Genomic DNA, 23,988 nt, shown 5'->3' with positions numbered 1-23,988 from the left:
GTGCTCCTTACTGCTCGCCCTGCGCCTGGCGCAGGGCCTCGGCGGGAGCGGCCTTGCCCGTCAGCGCGATCTGCACGGCGTTGTAGATCTTGGTCGCCGCCTGCGGCCAGTCGGGGCCGAGCAGCGCGGTACGCGAGCGCGCGGTCCGTACGGTGGTGACGAACGGGGCGAGCGCCGGGTCCTGTTCGGCGGCCCGGGCGGCGACGTCGGGGTTCGCCGGCACCATCTGCTTGACCTGCGCCGACTGGAGCTGCCTGTCGGGGGAGACGAGGCATTTCACGAACTGCCCCGCCTTGGCCATTTTGGCCTGGTTCCCGGTGCGCGGCACGGTGAAGACCTCGCCGCCGAGCGGCGCGACCGTGGTCTGCGACGGGTCGCGCTTGGGGATCGTGAAGACGCCCCAGTCGAGGTCGCGCTGCTCCCGCAGGGCGGGCAGCTGCCACGGCCCGTTGACCACCATCGCCGCCTTGCCCGCGATGAACTGGTCGATCACGTCGTCCTGGCTCCAGATGATCGAGCTCCTGGACATCGACCCGTCGTTCTGCAGATCGAGGAGGAACTGCACCGCCTGGACGGTCGGCGGCGTCGTGATGTCCTGCTCGGTGCCGCCGTTGCCCCACATGAACGGCAGGAACTGCCAGGTGCCCTCGTAGGTGTTGACGGTGCTCATCGCGAAGCCGTAGCGGCCCTGGCCGGTCAGCCTCTTCGCGGTCGCGCGCAGCTCGGCCCAGGTAGCGGGCGGGGTGGTGATGCCGGCCTGCCGGAACAGGTCCTTGTTGTAGAAGATGCTCAGCGTGTTCACGGCGGGGGCGAGCCCGTACAGCTTGCCCGCGTACGTGCCGGCCTTCACCACGGCGGGCAGGATGCCCTCGCCGGTGACGCCGTAGTCGGACAGCGGGGAGAGCGCGCCGGACTCGGCGATCTGCTGCACGTCGGGGTTGTCGAGCATGAGCACGTCGGGCAGGGTGCGGGAGGAGCTCTGCTGGAGCACCTTGGGGATCAGGCCGGGGCCCGCGACGTGGCTGATCTCGATGGAGACGCCGGTGCCGCGCGCGCAGGAGTGGTAGATCGGGTCCTGGGCCTCGTCGTAGTAGTCCTGGATGGTCAGCGTGTTCGGGGATTCCGTGCCGGAGGCGGCCGCTCCGCCGCACGCGGTCAGCGTGAGAGGAGCGAGCACCGCCGCCGCGACAGCCACTTTCGGCGCCTTTCCCGGGCGCTTCCGCGCTGTCTCCATGTGATGACTCCTGTCCCGTTGGATCGGGTCGCGGAAATCGGCAGTGGAGGGCTTGCGAGCAGGGGAGATGGAGGTGATGAGCCAGGCGGGCACTGATCGATCAAAGCGCTTAACCGGCGTTCGCTTGTTGTGTATGTTGCGCTGATCTGTCCGTGATGTCAACAACAAGTTAAGCGTTTTGCCGAAGGCGGCCTGGAGATATAGTCGCAGTGCTTCCTCACGGAAAGAGCGGGCAGCCATGGTCACGATGCGCGACGTCGCCGCGCGGGCGAACGTCTCCATCGCCACGGTGTCCTTCGTGCTCAACGGCACCAAACGGGTCGCGCCGGAGACCCGGGCCCGCATCGAGGCGGCCATCGAGGAGCTCAACTACCGGCGCAACGTCGTGGCGCGCGCCCTGGCCAGCTCGCGCACCCGCATCCTCGCCCTGCTCCACCCCGACCTGGAGTCGCGGCCGAACGCCACGGTGATCCAGTTCGTCATGGGCGCCGCGCACGGCGCCCGCGCGCGCGGCTACGACCTGGTGCTGTGGCCGGTCAACGACGACGAGCAGATGTCACATCTGCTCGCGGGCGGGCTGGTGGACGGCGCGCTGCTGATGGAGGTGCAGATCCGTGACTCCCGGGTGGAGCGGCTGGTCGCCTCCGGCCTGCCGTTCGCGCTGATCGGCCGCACCGAGGACGACGACCTGCCGTACGTGGACATCGACTTCGCCGCCACCGTCCACGAGGCGGTCGCCCACCTGCGCTCCTACGGCCACGAGCGCATCGCGCTGGTCACCCAGCACACCAAGGGCGGCCCGGGGCCCGGCCGCATCATGCGGGTCGAGTCGGCCTACCGTGACGCGATCGAGCCGCTCGGCGTGCCGCCCGTGATCGTCGCGGTCGAGAGCACGTCGGCCGGCGGGAGGGAGGCCGCGCGTACGCTGTGCGTGGAGCATCCCGACCGCACCGCCGTCATCCTCGTCAACGAGGGCGCCTCGGCGGGCCTGGCCAAGGGGCTGCGGGCGGCCGGCCGCGCCATCCCCGGCGACGTGTCCGTCATCTCGGCGTCCACCACGCGGGAGCTGGGCGAGATGATCGAGCCCGAGCTGACCGTCATGGCGGCGCCGGCGGGCGAGCTGGCCCGCCTGGCTGTTGACGCGCTCATCGACCAGCTCGAAGGGGTGCCCGACACACCGCCGCACACGCTCATCCCGTGCACGCTGGTGCCGGGGGAGTCCGTGGGTCCCGTCACTGTTTCGTGACAAATGACCAGAATGAGTAGACATTTCCTGTTCTCTTCAGCCACTCCACGCTCAGCGTTCACACACGCACCCCAAGGTGCCCGGGGGCCGCCTGACCGGCGCCCCTGAACGTTTGAGAAGGGACTGCACCCGATGCAGCCAACGGCATCACGAAGATTATTCAAGCGGGGGCGGCTGGCCATTGCCGCCACCCTCACCGCCCTGCTGGTCAACACCCTGGTGACGGCGGCGCACGCCGACCCTGAGCAGCAGGAGCGCGGCAGGCCGACCCCGACGCCGACCTCGACCGCTCCCCAGAACCCGCCGTCCCTGACCCCGGCTGACGGCGCCTACCTCGAAGGCACGGTCAAGGCCGCGGCGGTCCCCACGACCGCCGGCGACAGCGTCACGAAGCTCGCCGTGGACGACGCCGCGATCGAGGGCGCCACCCGTACGGTCGGCGTCTCCAAGCTCGCCTTCGACGTCGGCTCCAACTCCACCGAGGCGCAGTACCACAGCTACGTGCTGGTCAACGGCGCGTACAAGGTGGAGATCGGGAACTACGTCAGCCAGCGGGCGACGCTGGACATCCCCAACGAGCACCTCGTCAAGGGCGAGAACACCGTCGAGATCGTCGTCGGCGCCATCTCGTCGTCCTGCGGCACCAACTACGACGACTTCGTGCTGTCGGACGTGGGACTCCAGCTGCTCGGCGAGGTCGCCGACGGCGAGGACAACCCGTACACGCTCTCGTTCGGCGACGGCAGCTGCGGCACGAACACCACGCTGCTCAAGCGCGCCACGCTGAAGTTCTTCACCCAGTCCGACCCGCAGGGCACGACCGGCCTCGCGGCGGACGTGGACACCACCAAGCTGGCCAACGGCCCGCATGTGCTCAGCGCCACCACCGCGGCGGGCGTCACGGTCAAGCACACCGTGACCGTCAACAACGCCCCGGCGGGCGCGCCGCGGCTGATGCCCACGGACGGCACGCTGGTCGCGGGCACCAAGGCGGTCTTCGCCACCGTCCCGGCCGGCAGCAGTGGCGGGGTCGAGAAGCTCACCGTGGACGGCGAAGAGCCCGTCACGAAGGCCACCCTCGGCAACGGGGCCGCGATGCTCGCCTTCGACGTGGGCGCGGACGCGCTGGACGACAAGTACAACAACTTCCTGCTCGTCAACGGCAAGCGCATCGACCTCGGCGGCTCGTACGTCAACGGCCGCGCGACCGTCGCCGTGCCGGCCCGCTTCCTGATGCCGGGCGACAACACGATCAAGGTCGTCACCGGCGACTACAAGGAGTCCTGCGGCAACGACCGCGACGACTTCGCGATCTCCAACCTGGCCCTGACGCTCGATGGCGCCACGGTGACCGGGCAGGGCGTCGAGCCGTCGTACACGATGGGCGACGGCACCTGCGGCAGCGACCAGGCGGCCAGGCGCGAGGTCGAGCTGCGCTACACGATCGACGCCCCGGCCGTGCACCTGGTCGAGACGCTCGGCTCGGGCGAGGCCAAGCTCAGCTTCAACGTCGGCAGCAACTCGATCGAGGCCCGCTACCAGAGCTACCTGCTGGTCAACGGCCAGAAGATCGTCGTGGACGGCGACTTCGTCAGCAAGCGCGTCGACCTGACGATCCCGAACGAGTACCTGGTGCCCGGCTGGAACACGATCGACTTCGTGACCGGCACGTACCCGACGTCCTGCGGCGACAACCGCGACGACTACGCGGTCTCCAACTTCGTGCTGACCCCGGCCCAGGGCACGGCCACCGGCCAGCTGCTCAAGAGCTCCTACGCCATGGGCGACGGCAACTGCGGCGACTCGGTCAACCCGCTGACCGAGATCGACCTGCAGTTCCTGGTGGACGCCCCGGCGGGCGGCCTGCGCGCCGACCTCGACACCACGGCCGTCAAGGACGGCAGGCACACGCTGGCCGCCGAGTCGAGCAGCGGCCAGAGCGCGACGCGTACGCTCATCACCGACAACTCCGCGCCGAAGGTCAGCAAGAGCGTCCCGGCGGCGGGGGAGAAGATCAGGGCCACGGTCGTGCTGGACGTCAAGCTGGAGGACGCCTCCGGCGTGGTCTCCGGCCCCGACGTCCAGCTCGACGGGCAGCCCGTGCAGCTCGGCACCCAGGTGGGCCCGGGGCTCAAGGCGGGCAGGCACACGCTCTCCGTGACCGGCGCCGACGGCCTCGGCAACACCGCGACGCGCGAGATCGTGTTCGAGTCGGCGGGCGTCCCCGACGTGCCGGCCGAGCTGAGCCCGGCACTGGGCGCCGTGGACGTGTCGGACCCGGCCACGCTCTCGGCCAAGGTGGCCGAGCCGGACGGCGGCCAGGTCACGGCCACGTTCTCGCAGGCCGAGATCCTCACCCCGGACGAGGTGTACCAGGGCACGGCCAAGGAGCTGCCCACCACGCTCCAGGTGCCGGGCGAGAAGAAGGTCAGGACCAGGGGGCTGGAGCCCGCCGACGGCCAGACCATCGACGCGCCGACCGGTCAGGACCTCGTCTACCAGCGCTTCGACGTCCAGGTGAAGGGGCACGCGGACAGCCCCGTGCTGCGCTGGGAGGGCTCGATCGACCCCGAGCGGCTGGCGTCGCTGCGGGTCTGGAACACCAAGGCCAAGGCGTGGGACCTGCTGACCAGCTCCCGCGGCGTCGCAGGCGGCAAGACCGCGCTCACGGCCGTCGTGGACCCCAGGTACATCGACCGGCAGAAGGTGCACGTCATGGTGACGGGTGAGGACCCGTTCGCCGACGACATCGAGCCGGGCGACCCGAACGGCTTCGCCGACCCCGCGACCTACGACTTCTCGATCGTGCACTTCACCGACACGCAGTACATCTCCGAAGGCGCGGTGGAGCAGGAGACGGCCGAGGAGCGCGCGGTGTGGGAGTCCGCCTACGCCGGCATCGTGAACTGGATCAAGGAGAACAAGGACCAGCGGAAGATCTCCTACGTCGCGCACACCGGCGACATCATCGAGAACAACATCCGCAAGCCCGCCGACGAGGCCATGCAGCGCCAGATCACCGGCGAGTTCGAGGTCTCCTCCAGGCAGCAGCGCGTGCTGGACGACGCCGGCATCCCCAACGGCGTCATCGCCGGCAACCACGACAACCAGTCGGGCACCGAGGAGGGCCCGGGGGCCGTCTACAACCAGTACTACGGCCCCTCCCGCTACCAGACGGCCGCGCAGGGCTGGCAGCACGCCGAGTACGGCGGCCCGTGGAAGGAGGGCGACAACCAGAACCACTACGACCTGTTCTCCGCGGGCGGGCTGGACTTCGTGGTGGTCGGCCTGTCGTACGGGGTGACGCGGGACGAGGCCGAATGGGCGGACTCGATCTTCAAGAAGTACCCCAACCGCAACGGCATCCTGCTCTCGCACGACTACATCGTGCCGAGCACGAACCCCGACGGGCGCGGCGCCGGGTTCTCCGCCCCTGACGGCTCGATGTTGTACAAGACGGTCGTCGAGAAGAACGCGAACGTCTTCCTCATCCTCGCCGGCCACGAGCACGGCGTGGGCACCAACGTCAAGCCGAAGGTGGGCCAGGTCGGCAACGGAGTCGTCGAGCTGCTGGCGGACTACCAGTTCTACACGGTCTCGGCCGACCGGCTCGGGCTCACCGAGATCGGCGGCTACAACCCGACCGACCAGCTCCAGTTCGGCGCCAGCTTCCTGCGGATGCTGCAGTTCGACGTCAAGCGCTCGGAGCTGATCGTGGACACCTTCTCGCCGCTGCTCAACGAGTTCGGCGCCACCGAGTACGACCCGCTGCGCCGCTACAACGGCCTCGAGGACAACATGGTGCTGCCCGTCGACCTCACCTCGCGCACGACGAGCCTGCAGACCGACTCGCTGGCGATCTACAAGCCGACCCGGGTCATCGGGCGCGACAGGGTCGCCTCCGGCCAGGTCGCCTCGGTGAAGTGGGACCGGCTCAAGGACGACACGGCCTACGCCTGGTTCGTCACCGCCCGTTCCGCCGGCGGCGGCGTGACCGCCTCCGAGCCGAGCGTCTTCGTCACCAAGGACGAGCACGGCCGGCCCGGCAGGTGGGACGCCGACTCGCCGATGCACCGCTGGTTCAACCGCTAGTCCGACAGCCGCCCCGGGCTGCGAGGCCCGGGGCGGCATCCCCCTCTGGAGACCTGACATGCCGCGCTGGTTCCCCGCCTTCGTGCTGCTGGCGGCCGTGCTGCTGCTGCCTGCCCCCGCCGCGGCGCACGACGCGTCCACGACCGCCCGCGCCGAGGTGACGGGCACGGGGGTGAACGTGCGGGTCGTCCTGGACCTCGAGTACGACCTGCTGATGAAGTCCGCCTGGCTCTACGCCACCGCCTACGAGGCCGAGGAGCGGGCCGAGCAGCTGCGCCAGCTCAAGCTGAACCGCGACGCCGTGGTCCAGTACGTCACAGAACGCTTCGCCGTCGCCTACGACGAGCGGCCCTGCGCCCCCGCCCTGACCGGCGACGCCGACGTGCGCCCGCGCGAGAAGAAGAGCTACGCCGTGCTCACCTTCGCCTTCGCCTGCCAGGGCGAGCCCGGGGGCGCGCACGCCATCTCCAGCGCGCTGTTCCCCGACGCCGAGACGTTCGTGCACAGCACGGAGACGGTCGTCCGGTACGACCTCGACGGCGAGCGCGGCTCCGCCGTCCTGGTCGCCGAGAGCCCCACCCTGAAGCTCGGCGGGCGCGTGGAGCCGGCGGGCACCGGCGCGTTCCTCCTGATCGGCGGCCTGATCGTGCTCGTCGCCGGGCTCTACCCGCTGCACCGGCTGCTGCGCCGTTAGGCGGATTTGTCGGGGAATCTCCCGAGGTTAGCGGCGAACGTGCCCCCTGTGTTCTGCTGATCCCGGGGGAGGCGTGTGAGCAGACGGTTGGGCCGGTCCTTGCGGACGCGGCTGGCGCTGTTGGCCAGCATCGCGATGTTGCTGCTGAACGTCATCGTCAGCGCGTTCGTGTTGTTCGGCATCCGCAATCAGGCGGCCGAGATCAAGGTGCGGGAGGTGTCGGGCCGGACCGTGCCCGTGCTGCTCCTGGTCAAGCGGGGCAGGCTGCCCCAGGTGCTGCACCCGCGCGGGCTCGACGGCCTTCAGGTGGTGGACCCGCTCGGCCGCCCCGCGGCCTGGTCGCCGAACATGGCCGGCGCACCGCGCCTGACCAGGCACCTGCCCCGGCACAACCAGGCCAACGACTTCGGCAGGATGTGCGACCTGCCGCGTTTCCCCGGCGAGTGCAAGACGGTGGTGGCGCTGGTCGCCTACCAGCCGGACGGCGAATGGGTGATCTACGGCATCGGTGCGGGGGTGCCCTGGTACGTCGCCCCGGAGGTGATCGCGTTCCAGGCCGCGGTGACGGCCACGCTCGTCGCACTGGCCTGGTTCGGGGTCTCCCGCGTGGTGGACAGGACGTTGCGGCCGGTCAGCAGCATCACCAAGCGGCTGGCCGAGATCAGCGAGGGCGGCGGCGGGATGCGCATGCCCGTGCCCGAGACGGACGACGAGATCAGGGCGCTGGCCGAGACGGGGAACCACATGCTCGAGCGGCTGGAGTCGGCGCTGCGGCAGTTGCAGGTGGCGATGGAGCGGCAGCGCCAGTTCGCCGCCGACGCCTCCCACGACCTGCGCAGCCCCATCACCGCGATGCGCGCCCAGATCGAGGACGCCCTGCTCCACCCCGAGGACACCGACTGGCGGGAGACCGGCACCGAGGTGCTGGCCAGCCTGGAGCGGCTCCAGGCGATCGTGGCGGACCTGCTCACGCTGAGCAAGCTGGACGCGGGCGCCCCCGACGAGCGCGAGCCGCTCGACCTCGCCGACCTGGTGACGGCCGAGACCGCCAGGCCGCGCTCCAAGCGCATCGTCACCACGCTGCAGACCGGCGTGGTGGTCGACGGCGACCGGCTGCAACTGGCCCGCCTGCTGACGAACCTGCTCGACAACGCCGAGCGGCACGCCGAGTCGCAGATCATCGTGACCGTGCGGCGGCAGGGCGACGAGGCCGTGCTGGAGGTGGTGGACGACGGCACGGGCATCGCGCCCGAGCACCGCGAGGTGGTCTTCCAGCGCTTCACCCGCCTGGACGCCTCCCGCAGCCGCGACGCCGGAGGCACCGGCCTCGGCCTGCCCATCGCCCGCGAGATCGCGACGGCGCACCTCGGCACGCTCACCATCGAGGACTCCGACACCGGCGCCCGGTTCGTGCTCAGGCTGCCGGTGCAGGAGGCCTGATGCCGGTCAGCGCTGCATCTGCAGGCTGTGCACGGGGTGCTCGCCCTCGGTCTGCAGCCGGTACTCCTCACCGGACTTGGCGCGGTTGTCGTCGATGACCCGCTCGGACGGCGCCTTCTCGCCGCCCATCAGCGCCTCCTGCATCTTCTCGAAGCGCTCGTGGGCGTCCTGCACGTAGCCGGTGCCCAGCGTGGTGTAGTCGATCTGGGTGGCGATCAGCTCGCGCAGGTAGGCCTTGTTCGGCTCGAACGTCACCGGCTGCGGCAGCTCCGGCGCGCACACCTGCTCCGGGTCGCGGCCGTCGTGCTTCTTGAACAGCTCGGCGGCCAGCCGCAGGTGCTCCAGCTCCATGTTCAGGTGCAGCTCCCAGATGTTCCTCACCTTGGGGTCGGACTCGGTCTCCATGAACGAGTGATACAGGTAGCACTCGTTGTACTCGTGGTTGAGCAGCATCTCCCACCAGCTCTCGCCGGGGTCCACCAGGGACTCGTAGTGGGTGACGTGCTCCTCCTCGATCAGGCCGATCTCCTGGTAGAGCTGGCGCGCGATCGGCTCCATGTAGGTGGGGCCGACGTTCATGTAGAAGTTCATCGTCTGCTGCTCGGCCGACATGATCGTCAGCGCGTGCAGCTTGCTGATCGGCGCGGCCGAGCTCTTGTCGTAGGGCTCGCGCACGTTGTCCACCGGGTCGCGGTGGTGCAGGTACGTCGGGCGGCCCGGCATGACCTCGGTCAGGTTGTCGACGATCTTCTCCGCCTTGCGGTGCTCGATCATCTCGTAGAGGTTGGCGTACCGGTAGAGGTGGTCGAAGTCCTCCAGCACGCCGAACTGGTAGGCCTGCTGCAGGTACGGGTCCGGCTCCATCCGCGCCACCCAGGCGGTCAGGTCCACCGCCACCTGCTCGTAGGCGATCGTGGTCTCCAGCACGGAGGCCAGGCCGGGCAGCAGCCAGTTGACCACCTTCTGCTGCTGGGCCTCGATGTAGCGGACCCGGGCCAGGTGCTGCTTCAGCTCCAGGTCGGGGCAGTGGCGGGCGAGCTGGTGGCTGAACAGGATCGCCTCCACCTCGATCCCGTTCATCGTGATGATCCGGCACCGCGTGTAGGGGTCGGCGTGGTCCGGGTCGATCGGGGTGACGTTCAGCTCCCTCCAGTTGCGTAGTTGCTTGTCCAGCGGGATGCCCCGCTCACGCAGTGGATTGAAGGTCATGGTGTGGTTTCCTTCGCGCTCGTCGTCGGCGTGCGACCTGTCCGCGCGCCCTACCCGAGGCTTCCCGGTCCAATCTCTGCGCCCTCCCGTCGAAATCTCCGCACTCGGTAAGGATCTCGGCGAAATCGGCGTGACCCGTACGGGGCCGGGTAGGCACGAGCGTCATGACGAGAACCGCGCCGGAGACCATGTCCGAGACCGATGTCATCGACCTGCTGCTGGCTCAGCACGGGATGATCAGAGACCTGTTCGACGAGGTCGAGCAGGCACCCGCCGACCAGCGAGGGGAGGCGTTCACCCGGCTCGTGCGGATGCTGGCCGTGCACGAGACCGCCGAGGAGGAGATCGTCCACCCCTACGCCCGCGGCAAGATCGACGGCGGCGACGGCGTGGTCGACGACCGCCTCGCCGAGGAGCACCAGGCCAAGGAGCTGCTCATGCGGATGGACCAGGCCGGTCCTGACGCGCCCGACTTCATGCAGAACCTGCTCGCGCTGCGCGCCGCCGTGGAGGCGCACGCCCGCAGCGAGGAGCGCTACGAGTTCACCCAGCTGCGCGGCCACACCACCGAGGCCGAGCGCCGCTCCATGGCCGTCGGGGTCAAGGCCGCCGAGGCGATGGCGCCCACGCACCCGCACCCCGGCACCGAGTCGGCCACCAAGAACGTGCTCGTCGGCACCCCCGTCGCGATGATGGACCGGATCCGCGACGTGGTGCGCCAGGCCATGGGCAAGAACCCCTGACGGCGTCATGCCCCGGTCATCCTGCGGCATGACTGATCCGCCGATGATCGGGGCATGGATCTTCGCACCAGGGTTGTCGGGATCGGAGGGAGATCCACATGGACCAGCGCGGCATCGGCGGCCGGGACGTCCGCACCGTTGACGGGCAGGCGCCCGGACGGGTCCGCTGTACGCCTCCTGCCGCCGCCGAGCTGTTCGAGATCGCCGTTCTGGACACCACGGGCGGTGACGGCGAGGCGCGCTGGCACACGATCGGATGGGGCGTGGACCGCGGGCACGCCGACAGCATCGCCGAGGCGTACGTCACGCGCCCGCTGTGTCCCTACGAGGAGGCGCAGGTGCGGCACAACGGTCACCTGGTGGGGGTGCACCGCCGCCCGGCCTAGGCCCCCCAACGCCGGCCCCTGAGGCGGCTTCTAAGCCGGCTCCGCCGGGTTGGCCAGATCGAGGTTCCCGACCGCGGCGATGGCCTGCTCCACATGGTCGTACACCGTCACCGCGCGTTCGGTTCCGGTGATCTCCAACAGGCGGGCCGGCATCGACTGCAGCCCGGCCAGATGCACGCCCACGCCGTGGGCGCGGGCCAGCATGGCCGCGGCCAGCAGGACGGCCAGGCCCGAGCTGTCCAGGAAGGACAGCTCTCTCATGTCGATGATGAGATGTTCGTCCAGCCGCTCACGGTGCTGGTCGATGTACTCCTCCAGCTGGGCGGAGTTCCTGGTGTCCACCTGACCGGCCACGGCGATGAGCGTGGCCCCCGGGAGGTGGCGACAGGTGAGGTTCACTGGCACTCCTGGCGGTGGGATGGTGCGATGGTGGGGTCAACGGTTACCGCGGGTATGCCTGCCGTTGCCCGCAACTCTATGCCCGTAGTTAGATACCGGAAAGACTTTTCGTCATAGGATCTTCGCGAAAGGTTTTTCGTTCGCCCGTGGAGGGCCAGTATCGGGCCGAAGAGGCAGAAGCCGTGAGTACAACCGACAACCAGGCGTCCAGCTGGACGTTCCTCACCCATCATGCCCGGGTGCTCGTGGAGATCGCCCGGAATCCGGACATCCGGCTGCGTGACATCGCGACCGGCATCGGCATCACCGAGCGCGCGGTGCAGAACATCGTGCGCGACCTGCACGAGGGTGGTTATCTCAACCGCGACAAGATCGGGCGGCGCAACCGCTACACCCTCAACCTCGACCAGCACTTCCGCTACCCGACCGAGGCCGAACTGCCGATCAGCCTGCTGATCGACATGTTCACCCAGCACGACCTCAGTGCGCCTGGGCGGATGGACGGGCTTGCTCCCGGTCGTCCATGACGCCGTAAGCGGTGGCCCTGAACAGGAACGAGGCCCACGAACGGTAGGGCCGCCAGGAGTCGGCCAGCTTCCGGTACGCCGACGGGGGCGCGTCCTCCGCCAGCCCGTACGCCTCGCGCAGGATCGCGAACAGCCGTGGCTCGTCGCCAGGGAACGCGTCGGGAGCGCCCGCGCCGCGGATCAGGATCAGCCCCGCGGAGAACGGCCCCACGCCGGGCAGCGCCCGCAGCTCGGCCAGCGCCTCCTCCGGAGTCAGCGAGCGCAGGTGCTCGGTGGTGAGCAGGCCGTCGAGCGCCGCCCTGGCCAGGCCGCGCACCCACTCCTCCTTCTGCGGGGGCAGCCCGAGCCCGCCCGCGTCGAGCAGCGAGACGGGCGGCGGGAAGGCGGTGCACGGCTGCCCGTCCACCTCGACCTCGGCGCCGTACCGCTCGGCGATGCGCTGCTTGATCCGGGAGGCGATCAGCATCGAGGAGCGCTGGACGATCACCGCCCAGCACGCCGCCTCCCACGGGCTCCAGAAGCACACCGGCCGCAGGCCGGGGCGCAGCCGCTGCAGGTCGCCGAGCACCGGGTCGGCCTCGCCCAGCTTGGCGAAGCCGGCGCCGTCCACGTCGAGGGAGAGGATCCGGGCCACCTCGCCGCGGATCCCCGGCCCGGCGGGGCGCGTGGTGGTGACCGCGACCCCGCCCGGCGCGCCCGTCACGGTCACGCCGATCGGCCGCCAGTCCGACTCCGCGCAGTACGCGAAGCGCAGCGCCCTGCCGTCGGAGGGCAGGGCGCTGGTGGCGGGCCAGTCCGCGACGAACCGCAGCGAGTCGGCGAAGTCGAACGGGCCCTCGGCCGTCAGCGTGAATCCGTGCGTGGTCATGCGCGTATGGTAGGCGGCCCCGGCGACCACCGGCTTCCTGCGTGGTCAGCGGGCCCGCAACGCCCGGGTGAACCAGGTCAGCGCCGGGGCCAGGGGCGTCGGCGGGGGCCAGCCGTTGATCACGGCCAGCAGCTCCACGTACCGGTCCCTGCGCGGGTCGCCGGCCGCCTCCAGCCTGGCGGCCAGCCCGGCGCGGTCCTCGCCGCACGCGGTGAGGAGCGCCGTGACGTACGGTTGCGCCTCGGGGGAGGTGGGGTCGATGCCGGCCGCGAGGGCGGGGGCCGCGAGGTCACGGGCCCTCGCGGCGGGATCAGGCCGCAACACGGGCTCCGCGGCACGGCCCGCCCCCGAGCGCGCGAGGCCGTCGGCCGCCGCCGGTCGGGGCGTGGCGGCTTCGGCCTTCGCCGGGCGGGGTGTGGCGGCGACGGCCTTCGCAGGGCGGCCCGCGGCGGCGACGGCTTGCGTCAGGTGGCGCATGGCGGCGCGGAAGTCCGGGTCGCGGGACAGCTCCGCCAGCTCGACCCACGCCTCCACCTGCTCGGACGACGGATCGTCCGGCAGCTCGGGCGTCATCGAGGTGATGCCTCCGGCGAAGCCCGGATCACCGTCCAGGTCACCGAAGGCGGCGCCGAGGAAGTCGCCGATCAGGCGGCGCCGCTCGGCCTCCGACAGTTTGGCCAGCTCGTGCATCAGTTCCATCTCCTCCGGGGTGGAGCCCCGCCTGGCCACCACTGTCAGCACCGCCCGCCGCAGGCGCAGCGTGCGGATCTGCGCCGCCAGGGCGTCGGCGTGCGCCGCCGCGACCTCGGGCAGCGACGCCTCGCGATCCACCACCTTGCGGATCGTGGGCAGGTCGAGCCCGAGGTCGCGCAGCGTGCGCACGAGGTCCAACCGGGCGGCGGCGGCGAGGTCGTACAGGCGGTAGCCGGCGGGGCTGCGGCTGGTGGGCGGCACGATCCCCGCATCGGAGTAGAACCTGACGGTCTTGACCGTCAGCCCGGTGCGCCGGGCCAGGTCGCCGATCGAGTAGAGCGTGTCCCCGTCCATGCGCCCACTCTGGCGCCTCCCCTTACTGGAGACTCAAGCGGCGTCGTAGAACGCGCGCGGGTCGCCCGCCAGCGACGCCTTGACGTGCGCCGACCACTGGTCCACCACCACCTCGTACGCGCCCGCCGCCACCCCGTCCAGCGCCGCCCGCGCGACGTCGGCCGGGTCGAGCAGGTCGCCCTCGTAGCCGGCCATCATGTCGGTGTCGGCGGCGCCCAGGTGCACGCCGGTGACCAGCGTGCCCTGGCCGCGCAGCTCCAGGCGGGCGCCGTTGGTCAGGCTCCAGGCGGCGGCCTTCGCGGCGGCGTAGGCGTTGGCGCCGTCGTAGGAGAACCAGGACAGGGCCGAGAGCACGTTCACGATCGCGCCACCGCCGCCCGCGCCCAGGACGGGGGCGAAGGCGCGGATCATGCGCAGCGGGCCGTAGAAGTTGGTGTCCAGCTCCAGGCGGATCTGGTCCAGGTCGCCGGTGACGAGGTTCGTGTAGGTGGCGACGCCGGCGTTGTTGACCAGCAGCGTGACGTCCGGCGCGGCCTCGGCGACAGCCGTCACCGAGGCCGGGTCGGTGATGTCCAGCCGCAGCCGTTCCACGCCGGGCAGGTCGATGCGCTCGGGGTCGCGCGCGGTCGCGTACACCTTCTTCGCGCCTCGCTCCAGCAACTGCCGGGCGAAGTGGCGGCCGATGCCGCGGTTGGCGCCGGTGACGAGCGCGACCGATCCGGAGAGGTCCATCGATTCCTCCTGAGTGAGTGACGTGTGGATACGCTAAAACCTGACGTTGACGTCAGAGGCAAATGCCTGTGAGGGGGATCACGTGCGGATCGGTGAGCTGGCCGCCAGGACCGGGGTGAGCGTGCGCGCGCTGCGTTACTACGAGGAGCAGCGGCTGCTCGTCGCCGAGCGCAGCCCGAGCGGGCAGCGGGTGTATCCGGACAGCGCCGTGTACCGGGTGTGGATGATCCAGAACCTGTACGCGGCCGGGCTGCCGAGCAAGGCGATCGAGCCGCTGATGCCGTGCGTGATCTCCGGCGAGGTCACGCCCGAGCTGCTGGACCGGCTGCGGGACGAGCGCCGCCGCATCGACGGGCGGATCGACGACCTGATCGGCACCCGCGACAGGCTCGACGCGATCATCTCCGCGGCCGCCGCCCACGAGGGAGGCGTCTGCCCGAGGTGAGCCCGTCATGAGGACTCCGCCGCAGGGTGGAGAATTCATCCATGGCCGGGACCGCGTTCGTGCTCGGGGGCGGCGGCGTGCTCGGCGCTTACGAGGTGGGCATGCTGCGAGCGCTCGACGAGGCGGGCATCCGTCCCGACCTCGTCGTGGGCACGTCCGTCGGCGCCCTGAACGGCGCCGTCATCGCCGCCGACCCTGATGAGGCCGTCTCCAGGCTGACGGGGCTGTGGCAGTCCGACGTCGTCCGCACGGCGTTCGCCGGGTCCTGGGTGTCCCGGCTGTCCACGCTGGCCAGGACGGGCACCCACCTGCACCCGATGGGCCCGCTGCGCGCGGTGCTGAGCGCGACCGTGCGGGTCTCCAGGATCGAGCACCTGGCCGTGCCGTTCCAGTGCGTGGCGGCCTCGGTCGAGCGCGCGGCGGCGCACTGGTTCGACGGCGGGCCGCTGGTCGACGCGGTGCTGGCCTCGTGCGCGGTGCCCGGGCTGCTGCCACCCGTCGTGATCGGCGGCGAGCACTTCTACGACGGCGGGCTGGTGCACAGCATCCCGATCGGCAGGGCCGTGGCGCTCGGCGCCGAGCGGGTCTACGTGCTGCACGTCGGCCGCGTCGAGCGCCCGCTGTCGCCGCCGAGGCGGTTCTGGGAGGTGGGCATGGTGGCCTTCGAGATCGCCCGCCGGCACCGGTTCGCCGAGGACCTGGCCACGCTGCCGCCGGGCGTGGAGGTGCACGTGCTGCCGACGGGGGTGACCGAGCCGCTCTCGCCGCTGCGCTACCGCGACGTGTCGCAGATCTCCGCCTGCATCGAGCGGGCCTACCAGGCTTCTTCCAGCTACCTGTCCAACAGGGCAGGATGAAGGGAGAGCCCTTAAGGAGGCCCGGGTGCTTCCACCCAGGATCGTGCGCAGGCTGGTGCTGGCGCCGCTGGTCATCGTGCTGACCGTGTTCATGGTGGTGACGTTGCCGCTGTGGCTGGTCGTCGCGGCCGCCGCCGCGCTCCGGCTGCCGCCGCCGCAGCGCAGGAGCGCGCGGTTCGTCTGGTTCGCGATGGTGTGGCTGACGCTGGAGTCGGCCGTGCTGGCCGCCTGCGCGTGGTTGTGGGTCGCGGGCGGGGCCAGGCGGCAGGAGCGCCACTACGCGCTGATCAAGTGGTTCCTGGAGAAGGTGTTCACGACCGCGGTGCACATCTTCCAGCTCCGGGTGGACATCGAGGAGCCGGAGGTCGCGCCGGGGGAGGGGGCGGGCCGGCCGGCCAAGCCGATCATCGTGCTGTCGCGGCACGCGGGCCCCGGAGACTCCTTCCTGCTCATCCATCACCTGCTGGAGCGCTACGAGCGCCGGCCGCGCATCGTGATGAAGGCCGCGCTCCAGTACGACCCCTCGCTCGACGTGGTCATCAACCGCCTGCCGAACGCGTTCGTGCCCCGCAAGTCCGGCCACACCCTGGTGATCGAGGAGATCCGCCGCCTGGCCGCCACGATGAGCGGCCAGGACGCCCTGGTGATCTTCCCCGAGGGCGGCAACTTCACCCCGCGCCGCCGCCAGAAGGCGATCGCCCGCCTGGAGGAGAAGGGCCTGCTCGCCGAGGCGGAGCGGGCGCGCGGCATGGACCACCTGCTGCCGCCCCGCCCGAACGGCGCCATCGCGGCCCTGGAGGCGTGCCCGTCGGCCGACGTCGTCTTCGTCGCGCACACCGGCCTCGACGACCTGGTCACGCTGCACGACATCTGGCGCTACCTGCCCGTACGCGCGCACATCACCGCGAAGTGGTGGCGCGTGCCCGCGGAAGCCGTCCCGCACAGCCGTGAGGAGAGGATCGAGTGGCTGTACGGCCACTGGGAGCGGATCGACGAGTGGATCACGGCCCAGCGGATGGCCGCGAGGTCCGGCTGAGCGGGGAGCTTCATGGGGATTCGTCCCCCACGCCGGGCTGCGGGCGTCTATGTTGATCTCGAACAGCAGGATCATGGTCGCCGACGGGGAGGCATGGATGGGCAAGGGACCACAGGAGATCGACAGGGCGGCGGAGCTGGCCCGCATCGACACCTCCGTCCCGCACCCGGCTCGCGTGTGGGACTACTGGCTGGGCGGCAAGGACAACTACGCGCCCGACCGCGAGGTCGGCGACGAGATCGTCAAGATCATGCCGGACCTGCCGGTCAACGCCCGCGCCGAGCGCGAGTTCATCGGCCGCGCCGTGCGCCACCTGGCCGGCGAGTGCGGCGTCGACCAGTTCCTCGACGTCGGCACGGGCATCCCGACGGAGAGCAACACCCATGGGGTGGCGCAGTCGGTCAACCCGGCAGCCAAGATCGTGTACGTCGACAACGACCCCATCGTGCTGGTCCACGCCCGCGCCCTGCTGATCGGCACCGAGGAGGGCGAGACCGACTACGTCGACGCCGACCTGCGCGAGCCGGCGAACATCCTGAGCGCGGCCGAGCGGACACTCGACTTCTCCAGGCCGGTCGCGCTGATGCTGATGGGCGTGCTGGAGTTCGTGCCCGACGCCGAGCAGGCGCACGACTCGGTGAGCACGCTGCTCAAGGCGCTGGCGCCGGGCAGCTACCTGGCGATCGCGCACAGCCTGAAGTGCCCGCCGATGGACGAGGCCGCCGCCCGCTGGAACGCCAGCGGCGCGACCCCGCTCACCCTGCGTACGGAGGCGGAGCTGCTGGCCTTCTTCGACGGCATGGAGCTGGTGGAGCCGGGGCTGGTGTCGCTGCCGAAGTGGCGGCCCGAGCCCGGCACCAGCTTCACGAACCGCGAGGTGTTCCAGTACGGCGCCGTCGGCCGCAAGCTGTAGCAGCCGCTATCGCACGGTCCCGGGCGGCAGCGTGGGCAGGCCCGCCGGCGGGCCCTGCTCGATGAGGCGGAGCAGCGCGTCTGTGTTCAGGTGCTGCTCCACCAGGTCGCCGAGCGCGTCGAGCCGCTGCTCGCGCAGCGCCGCGAAGTCGGTGGCCGGGTCGGGCACGAAGTCGCGCCCCGCCCTGGCCGCCACGTCGGCGAGGAAGGCGCGGCGGAAGCCGTCGTTCTCCAGCGCACCGTGCCAGGTGGTGCCCCAGGTGTCACCCACCCGGCAGCCGTCGAGGAACGGCTCACCACCCGCCACCGTGGCCACCCCGTGGTGGATCTCGTAGGCCCGCACCGGTTGCCCGTAGGCCGTGCCCTGGGGCCTGGCCAGCAGTTTCTCGCGGCCGAACCGGACCCGTACCGGGAGCAGGCCCAGCCCCTCCACGCGGCCCGCACCCGACTCGACCTCGTCCACGATCTCCTCCGCGAGCATCTGGAACCCGCCGCAGATGCCCAGCACCGGCCCCTTCCTGGCGCGGACGGCCGCCGCCAGGCCGCTGTCCCGCAGCCAGGCCAGGTCGGAGACGGTGGCGCGGGAGCCCGGCAGCACGACCAGGTCGGCGTCGTCCAGCTCGGCCGGGCCGGTGGCGAAGCGCACCACGACGCCGGGCTCGGCGGCCAGCGCGTCCACGTCGGTGAAGTTGGAGATCCGCGGCAGCCGCACGACCGCCACCCGGAGGGTCTGCCGCCCGTACGGGGCGCGCACGGCGACGCGGCGGTTGTCGAGGGCCAGTGAGTCCTCCACGTCCATCCAGAGCCCGTCGAGCCAGGGCAGCACCCCGTACACCGCGCGACCGGTGAGCTGCCTGATCATATCGAGCCCCGGCTCCAGCAGCTCCTTGGCGCCCCTGAACTTGTTGACCACGAACCCGGCGACGTGGGCCTGGTCGGCGGCGTCCAGCAGGCCCACCGTGCCGTAGAACGCGGCGAACACCCCGCCCCTGTCGATGTCGCCGACCACGAGCACCGGCAGGTTCGCGGCCCTGGCCAGGCCCATGTTGGCGATGTCGCCGCGGCGCAGGTTGATCTCGGCGGGGCTGCCCGCGCCCTCGCACACCACCACGTCGTACTGCTTGCGCAGCCGGTCCAGCGCCTCCAGGGCGGTGCTACGCAGCAGGTCCTTCAGCGCGCCGTACTCCATGGCGTCCACGTCGGCGACCGGGCTGCCCATCAGGACGACCTGGCTGCGGCGGTCGCTGCCCGGCTTGAGCAGGATCGGGTTCATGTCGGCGACGGGATCGAGGCCGCACGCCTGCGCCTGCATGGCCTGGGCGCGGCCGATCTCGGCGCCGTCGGCGGTGACGTAGGAGTTCAGCGACATGTTCTGCGCCTTGTAGGGCGCCACGCGGACGCCCTGGCGGGCCAGCCAGCGGCAGATGCCCGCCGTGACCACGCTCTTGCCCGCGTCCGAGGTGGTACCCGCGACCAGCAATGCCCCCTTGACCATGAGATCACCGTACATGGAGGCAACTTCCGGGTAATTCCCCATTTACGAACGCTGTGACTTCTGCCACTCTGGCTAGAACATTGCCCTAGAACTGTATTCTAGATTTCCCTACGGAAAGGGTGGGCATGGTCGGGACGTTCGGTTCGCCGCGTACAGGCACCATCGACGCGCAGTCCCGCGCGCCATTCGGCTGGGCACCCCTCGTGGTGCTCTTCATCGTCGGACTAGTGGACCGGATCGAGCACAACCTCCTGTCAGGTGTGCTCCCACTCATCCAGCAGGAATGGGGCTTCAGCGACACCGCCGCCGGCTCCATCCCGACGGCCGCCGCCCTGGCCGCCGTCGTGGTCTCGCTGCCCGCCGGCTACCTGGCGGACCGCTTCAGCCGTACGCGGATCATCGCGATCGTCGTCTTCTGCTGGGCCATCGCCACGCTCGGCTCCGGCCTGGCGACCGGGTTCGCGATGTTCTACCTGATGCGGGTGTTCCTGGCCGCGGCCGAGAACATCGACAACCCCGCCGCCGGCAGCCTGCTGGCCGACTACTACCCGCCGGTCAGCCGGGCCAAGGCGTACGGGCTGACGCGGGTCACCACGTACCTGGGCGGCGTCGGCACCCTGCTCGGCGGCGTGCTGGCCGACGCGTTCTCGTGGCGCACGGCGTTCCTCATCATGGTCGTGCCCGGCGTGCTCACGGCGGTGCTCGTGTGGTTCCTGCGCGAGCCGCGCCGCGGCGAGCTGGACCGGCTCGTCGCCACCGGGGAGTCGCTGTCGGAGGCGGCCACCGAGCAGGTGCCGGTGGAGGCGGTGAAGCCGCAGGCCAAGCCGCCGTTCTGGGGGCAGCTCCGCCAGGTGCTGCGCATCCCGACCCTGCTGTTCGTCTGCGCCGGCCTGGCGCTGCTCAGCCTCGGCCTGGCCGGCATCTTCTTCTGGCTGCCCACGCTCATGGTCCGCAACTTCGGCGCCAGCGTGGGCGCGGCCGGCTCGATCAGCGGGCTCATCACCATCGCGGGCACGCTGATCGGCACCCTCGTGGGCTCGTGGCTGGGCAGGAAGTGGCACGGCACCCGCAAGGGCGGCAGGCTGCTGGCGGGCGGCAGCGGCATCACGGCGGGCTCGCTGGTGCTGGCCGTGGCGCTGTCCATGGACTCGCTCGGCGGGCTGACGGCCCTGGTGCTCCTCGCGTGCTCGCTGATGTCGATCGCGATCCCCAACATGACCGCCTGCCTGGCCGACGTCGTGCCGGCCGCCTCGCGCGGCCTCGGCTTCGCCGTCCTGCAACTGCTGCTCACGTTCGGCACCGCGTTCGGCTCGCTGGTCGTCGGCATCGCCTCCGACCAGTTCGACTCGCTGCTGACCGGCATGTACGTCCTGGTGGTCCCCATGGCCATCGGCGGCCTGCTCACGCTCGGGGCCAGGGCCTCGTTCGAGCGGGACTCACGCAAGGTCATGGACGCCGCCGGCCGGTAGCCGCGCGAAGGGGGCGTGGCCCGGCCACGCCCCCTTGTCACCTTCTCAGGCGCGCCGGTCGCGCTCCTCCTGCGAATACGGCTGTGCGGGCTGCTGAGGCGGGTACGGCGGCCGATGCTCGGCCCCGCCGCCGCCGTAGCGGCGCTGCACGGCGTCGGCACCCTTGCCGATCTGGTCGTCGTACTTGTGCCCCGTACGCTCCTTCACGTACCGCTCGGCGCGGTCGAGCACCTGGTCGGCCTGCTTGGAGTGCCCTCTGGCCAGGTCCTCCGCCTTCTTCAGCCAGTCTCCTATGCGGCTCATGACCTCTTCCCCGTTCGTCTGGACTCCGGTCCCTGCCTCTACCCCCGCAAGCCCGGTTGATGTTTGCCGGGCTCCGGAAACGAACCGGGGCACAAGCTGCCGTACTCGCTCAATGACGCCAGGCCCCCGCAGGCGGGACGATGCGGGCATGACAGCAGTAGTGCAGGCCGAAGGGCTGACCAAGTACTACGGCGGGCGCCGCGGGCTGGAAGACCTCACGCTGGAGATCCAGCCGGGGGAGATCTTCGGTTACCTGGGGCCGAACGGCGCCGGCAAGACCACCACGCTGCGGCTCCTGCTCGACGTGATCAGGCCCACCCGCGGCTCGGTCCGCGTGCTCGGCGCCGCCCCGCGCGAGCCCGCCACCCGCGCCAGGATCGGCTACCTGCCGGGCGAGCTGGTGCTGGAGGGCCACGACAGGGCCGCCGACTACCTGCGCTTCCTGGGCCGGGTCCGCGGCGGGGTGCCGGCCTCCAGGATCGAGGCGCTGGCCGAGCGGTTCGACGCCGATCTGACGGTGCCGATGCGCAAGCTCTCCAAGGGCAACAAGCAGAAGATCGGGCTGATCCAGGCGTTCATGCACGAGCCCGAGTTCGTCATCCTCGACGAGCCGACCATGGGGCTGGACCCGCTGGTGCAGCAGGAGTTCCTGGCGCTGGTGCGCGAGGTGCGCACGTCCGGCCGTACCGTCCTGATGTCCTCGCACGTGCTGGCCGAGGTGGAGAGCGTCTCCGACCGGGTCGGCATCGTCCGTGCGGGGCGGCTCGTCGCCGTCGAGAACGTCGCCGCGCTGCGCGAGAAGGCGGTGCGCAGGGTCGAGCTGCACTTCGAGTCGCCGGTGCCGGCCGCGGCCTTCGAGAACCTGCCCGGCGTGCGGGACCTGCGCGTCGAAGGGGCCAGCGTGCGCTGCACCATCGACGGCCGGCCCGACGCGCTGATCAAGGCCGCGGCCGCGTTCACGGTCGTGCACCTGGTCAGCGCCGAGCCGGACCTGGAAGAGATCTTCCTGACCTACTACAGCGGCGAGGGGGAGCACGATGATCGCCAGAAGCCTGCGTGACAACCGGCGGATGCTGATCTGGTGGACGATCGGCATCAGCGCCTTCATCGCGCTGTACCTGGCCGTCTACGGCAGCGTGAAGCAGAACCCCGAGACGTACGGGCCCGCCGCCGTCGCCAAGTTCCCCGGCCCGCTGCGCGACCTCATGGGCGGCATGACGGACATGGTGTCCGGCGCCGGGTTCCTCCAGACGGTCGTCTACCAGCTCTTCGTCCCCATGCTGTTCATCGCCTGCGCCACGCTGCTGGCCAACCGGGCGCTGGCAGGGCCCGAGGAGGCGGGCACGCTGGAGCTGGTCGTCACGCTGCCGGTGGACCGGCGGCGGCTGGTGCTCGACAAGCTCGCCGGCCTCGCCCTGGGGCTGCTCCTCGTGGCCGCCGCGACGCTCGTCGTCTCCGTGGGGATGAGCGCGCTCATGGAGAACGGCGTGCCGGTCGACCGCATCCTCGCCGGGCACACCGGGGTGCTCCTGCTCGGGCTGTTCTTCGGCACCGTGGCGCTGGCCACCGGGGCCGCCACCGGGCGCAAGCTCGTCGCCTCCGCCGTCGTGGGCGTATGGGCGGCGGCCGGCTACACCGTCGTCACCGTGGGCCGGTCCATGGACGCCATCGCCTGGCTGAAGTGGGTCTCGCCGTTCCACTACTACGCCGAGGGCAGGCCCCTCTACGACGGGCTGCCCGTGGGGGACTACCTTGTCCTCGCGGGGGCGACGGCCGTGCTCGCGCTCACCGCGGTGCTCGCCTTCGACAGGCGTGACGTAGGAGTCTGATGGCGATCTCCGAGCTGCCCGCCGACCTGCTCAAAGGGCACGGGCAGCGGCTGGCCGAGCACGCGGCGACGGGCCGCTCACCGGACCGCGAGGCACTGGACGCCTACCGCGCCGCCGGGGCCAGGGCCGCCGAGCTGGGGCTCTCGCTGCGTGCCCTGGTGGACGCCGCGCTCGCCGCCGGCGAGGGCCTGCCCGGCGGGGTGCTGCCCGCGCTGCGCAAGGCCGTCTCCGCGCTGATGGAGGGCTACGAGGCGGCGCAGCTCGAAGCCATCCGCCGCGAGGAGGGCGCGCGCAGGGAGTTCGTGGACGACCTGCTCCAGGGCCGGGCCGAGCGGCTGGCCGAACGGGCGGAGCACTTCGGGCTGCGGCTGGCCGAGTCGTACGTGGTGGCGGCGGCCCGCGGCCTGCGCCCCGGCGACGGGGACCGGATCGAGAACGACCTCATCGCCCGGTTCGGCTCCCACAACGTGCTCGTCGCCGTCCGCGACGGCCTGCTGGTCTGCGTGGCCCCGGCCACCCTGCCCGCCGCCGTGGGCGAGTTCACCCATCACGTACGCGCCCGCTTCCCGCCCGGCTGGCGCGTCGGCGTCGGCCGGGCCCACCGGGGGCCGGGGGGAGTGGTGACCTCCTACCGCGAGGCGGCGCAGGCGCTGGAGCTGGCCGATGGGCTGCGGCTGGCCGTGGACGTGGTCAAGGCGGCCGACCTGCTGGTTTTTCCGGTGTTGCTGCGCGATCGGGGGGCCATCGAGGATCTGGTGAGCAGTGTGCTGAGCCCGTTGCTGGAGGCGCGGGGCGGGCATGAGCCGTTGCTGGAGACGTTGGAGGCTGTCTTCGCCTCACAGGGGAATCAGACGGCGGCTGCCCGGCGGTTGCGGGTGAGCCCGCGGGCGGTGACGTACCGGCTGGAGCGGATCCGCCGGTTGACCGGGTTCTCGCCCGACGATCCGACGCAGCGCTTCACCCTGGAGACGGCCGTGCTCGGGGCGCGGCTGCTGGGCTGGCCCTTCGAGTAACTCGCTCGGTCA

General features: G+C 71.0%; 23 protein-coding genes. 15 read left to right on the top strand and 8 right to left on the bottom strand.

Features of this window, described 5'->3' with window-relative positions; genetic code table 11:
- Positions 1-7: 7 nt before the first annotated feature.
- The gene (locus LCN96_RS44370) at positions 8-1,195 is read right to left on the bottom strand and encodes a sugar ABC transporter substrate-binding protein (protein ID WP_225268402.1); all 1,188 of its coding nucleotides are present in this window, start codon (positions 1,193-1,195) and stop codon (positions 8-10) included.
- A gap of 277 nt (positions 1,196-1,472) precedes the next feature.
- Here LCN96_RS44370 and LCN96_RS44365 point away from each other — a divergent pair, with 277 nt between their 5' ends.
- The 4 genes from LCN96_RS44365 (at position 1,473) to LCN96_RS44350 (ending at position 8,706) form a co-directional block, all read left to right on the top strand.
- Positions 1,473-2,480 (top strand): LacI family DNA-binding transcriptional regulator, encoded by a 1,008-nt coding sequence (locus LCN96_RS44365; protein ID WP_225268401.1) that lies wholly within the window; start codon positions 1,473-1,475, stop codon positions 2,478-2,480.
- Between the two features lie 132 nt (positions 2,481-2,612).
- Positions 2,613-6,572 carry a metallophosphoesterase gene (locus tag LCN96_RS44360; RefSeq protein WP_225268400.1) on the top strand — a complete coding sequence of 1,320 codons (3,960 nt, stop codon included), beginning with the start codon at positions 2,613-2,615 and terminating at the stop codon, positions 6,570-6,572.
- Positions 6,573-6,630: 58 nt separating this feature from the next.
- Positions 6,631-7,266 (top strand): hypothetical protein, encoded by a 636-nt coding sequence (locus LCN96_RS44355; protein ID WP_225268399.1) that lies wholly within the window; start codon positions 6,631-6,633, stop codon positions 7,264-7,266.
- Positions 7,267-7,341: 75 nt separating this feature from the next.
- Positions 7,342-8,706 carry a sensor histidine kinase gene (locus LCN96_RS44350; protein ID WP_225268398.1) on the top strand — a complete coding sequence of 455 codons (1,365 nt, stop codon included), beginning with the start codon at positions 7,342-7,344 and terminating at the stop codon, positions 8,704-8,706.
- A gap of 6 nt (positions 8,707-8,712) precedes the next feature.
- Here the strand turns inward: LCN96_RS44350 and LCN96_RS44345 are convergent, their stop codons facing one another.
- On the bottom strand, positions 8,713-9,915 hold the full coding sequence (locus tag LCN96_RS44345; RefSeq protein WP_225268397.1) for a hypothetical protein: 1,203 nt from the start codon (positions 9,913-9,915) through the stop codon (positions 8,713-8,715).
- 164 nt (positions 9,916-10,079) lie between these two features.
- On the opposite strand from LCN96_RS44345, the gene LCN96_RS44340 reads away from it, so the two are divergent.
- Together LCN96_RS44340 and LCN96_RS44335 are read left to right on the top strand one after the other, a co-directional pair.
- On the top strand, positions 10,080-10,658 hold the full coding sequence (locus LCN96_RS44340; RefSeq protein WP_225268396.1) for a hemerythrin domain-containing protein: 579 nt from the start codon (positions 10,080-10,082) through the stop codon (positions 10,656-10,658).
- A gap of 98 nt (positions 10,659-10,756) precedes the next feature.
- The gene (locus LCN96_RS44335) at positions 10,757-11,044 is read left to right on the top strand and encodes a hypothetical protein (RefSeq protein ID WP_225268395.1); all 288 of its coding nucleotides are present in this window, start codon (positions 10,757-10,759) and stop codon (positions 11,042-11,044) included.
- 30 nt (positions 11,045-11,074) lie between these two features.
- Here LCN96_RS44335 and LCN96_RS44330 read toward each other — a convergent pair whose 3' ends face one another.
- Positions 11,075-11,443 (bottom strand): STAS domain-containing protein, encoded by a 369-nt coding sequence (locus LCN96_RS44330; protein WP_225268394.1) that lies wholly within the window; start codon positions 11,441-11,443, stop codon positions 11,075-11,077.
- A gap of 146 nt (positions 11,444-11,589) precedes the next feature.
- Here LCN96_RS44330 and LCN96_RS44325 point away from each other — a divergent pair, with 146 nt between their 5' ends.
- Entirely contained in the window at positions 11,590-11,970 is a 381-nt protein-coding gene (locus LCN96_RS44325) for a MarR family transcriptional regulator (protein ID WP_225268393.1), read from the top strand.
- On the opposite strand, the gene LCN96_RS44320 is transcribed toward LCN96_RS44325, so the two are convergent.
- From LCN96_RS44320 to LCN96_RS44310, 3 genes are read right to left on the bottom strand one after another with little or no spacing between them, the layout of a single operon-like run.
- Positions 11,924-12,838 (bottom strand): DNA-3-methyladenine glycosylase family protein, encoded by a 915-nt coding sequence (locus LCN96_RS44320; protein WP_225268392.1) that lies wholly within the window; start codon positions 12,836-12,838, stop codon positions 11,924-11,926. The two genes, LCN96_RS44325 and LCN96_RS44320, sit on opposite strands and share 47 nt — an antisense overlap.
- A 45-nt stretch (positions 12,839-12,883) precedes the next feature.
- Positions 12,884-13,885, bottom strand: a complete 1,002-nt coding sequence (locus tag LCN96_RS44315) for a MerR family transcriptional regulator (protein ID WP_225268391.1) — start codon at positions 13,883-13,885, stop codon at positions 12,884-12,886.
- A gap of 33 nt (positions 13,886-13,918) precedes the next feature.
- A complete protein-coding gene (locus LCN96_RS44310) occupies positions 13,919-14,617 on the bottom strand; it encodes an SDR family oxidoreductase (protein ID WP_225268390.1) in 699 nt (232 codons plus the stop codon).
- Between the two features lie 82 nt (positions 14,618-14,699).
- Here LCN96_RS44310 and LCN96_RS44305 point away from each other — a divergent pair, with 82 nt between their 5' ends.
- The 4 genes from LCN96_RS44305 to LCN96_RS44290 all read left to right on the top strand — a co-directional run bounded on the left by LCN96_RS44305 (position 14,700) and on the right by LCN96_RS44290 (position 17,868).
- Positions 14,700-15,062, top strand: coding sequence for a MerR family transcriptional regulator (locus tag LCN96_RS44305; protein ID WP_225268389.1), 363 nt, complete (start codon positions 14,700-14,702; stop codon positions 15,060-15,062).
- A gap of 41 nt (positions 15,063-15,103) precedes the next feature.
- Positions 15,104-15,919 carry a patatin-like phospholipase family protein gene (locus LCN96_RS44300; protein ID WP_225268388.1) on the top strand — a complete coding sequence of 272 codons (816 nt, stop codon included), beginning with the start codon at positions 15,104-15,106 and terminating at the stop codon, positions 15,917-15,919.
- Between the two features lie 25 nt (positions 15,920-15,944).
- A complete protein-coding gene (locus tag LCN96_RS44295) occupies positions 15,945-16,955 on the top strand; it encodes a 1-acyl-sn-glycerol-3-phosphate acyltransferase (protein ID WP_225268387.1) in 1,011 nt (336 codons plus the stop codon).
- Between the two features lie 97 nt (positions 16,956-17,052).
- Positions 17,053-17,868, top strand: coding sequence for an SAM-dependent methyltransferase (locus tag LCN96_RS44290; RefSeq protein ID WP_225268386.1), 816 nt, complete (start codon positions 17,053-17,055; stop codon positions 17,866-17,868).
- A 6-nt stretch (positions 17,869-17,874) separates the two neighbouring features.
- Here LCN96_RS44290 and LCN96_RS44285 read toward each other — a convergent pair whose 3' ends face one another.
- Positions 17,875-19,377 carry a cobyric acid synthase gene (locus LCN96_RS44285; protein WP_225268385.1) on the bottom strand — a complete coding sequence of 501 codons (1,503 nt, stop codon included), beginning with the start codon at positions 19,375-19,377 and terminating at the stop codon, positions 17,875-17,877.
- Positions 19,378-19,487: 110 nt separating this feature from the next.
- On the opposite strand from LCN96_RS44285, the gene LCN96_RS44280 reads away from it, so the two are divergent.
- Positions 19,488-20,831, top strand: a complete 1,344-nt coding sequence (locus LCN96_RS44280; protein WP_225268384.1) for an MFS transporter — start codon at positions 19,488-19,490, stop codon at positions 20,829-20,831.
- A 45-nt stretch (positions 20,832-20,876) separates the two neighbouring features.
- On the opposite strand, the gene LCN96_RS44275 is transcribed toward LCN96_RS44280, so the two are convergent.
- Entirely contained in the window at positions 20,877-21,134 is a 258-nt protein-coding gene (locus LCN96_RS44275) for an antitoxin (protein WP_225268383.1), read from the bottom strand.
- A 148-nt stretch (positions 21,135-21,282) separates the two neighbouring features.
- Between LCN96_RS44275 and LCN96_RS44270 the strand changes: the two genes are divergently transcribed.
- The 3 genes from LCN96_RS44270 to LCN96_RS44260 are packed head-to-tail and all read left to right on the top strand — an operon-like array spanning position 21,283 to position 23,976.
- Entirely contained in the window at positions 21,283-22,194 is a 912-nt protein-coding gene (locus LCN96_RS44270) for an ABC transporter ATP-binding protein (RefSeq protein ID WP_225268382.1), read from the top strand.
- Positions 22,172-22,963: an ABC transporter permease subunit gene (locus LCN96_RS44265; protein ID WP_225268381.1), complete on the top strand. Its 792-nt coding sequence runs from the start codon at positions 22,172-22,174 to the stop codon at positions 22,961-22,963. Before LCN96_RS44270 ends, LCN96_RS44265 begins: the two co-directional genes overlap by 23 nt.
- The gene (locus LCN96_RS44260) at positions 22,963-23,976 is read left to right on the top strand and encodes a PucR family transcriptional regulator (protein WP_225268380.1); all 1,014 of its coding nucleotides are present in this window, start codon (positions 22,963-22,965) and stop codon (positions 23,974-23,976) included. The genes LCN96_RS44265 and LCN96_RS44260 overlap by 1 nt, the downstream gene beginning before the upstream one ends.
- The last annotated feature ends 12 nt before the right edge of the window (positions 23,977-23,988 follow it).

It is taken from the genome of Nonomuraea gerenzanensis (assembly GCF_020215645.1).
GTDB lineage: Bacteria > Actinomycetota > Actinomycetes > Streptosporangiales > Streptosporangiaceae > Nonomuraea > Nonomuraea gerenzanensis.
The sequence above is the reverse complement of the archived record's forward strand: the minus strand, read 5'-3'. Positions and strand labels throughout refer to the sequence as shown.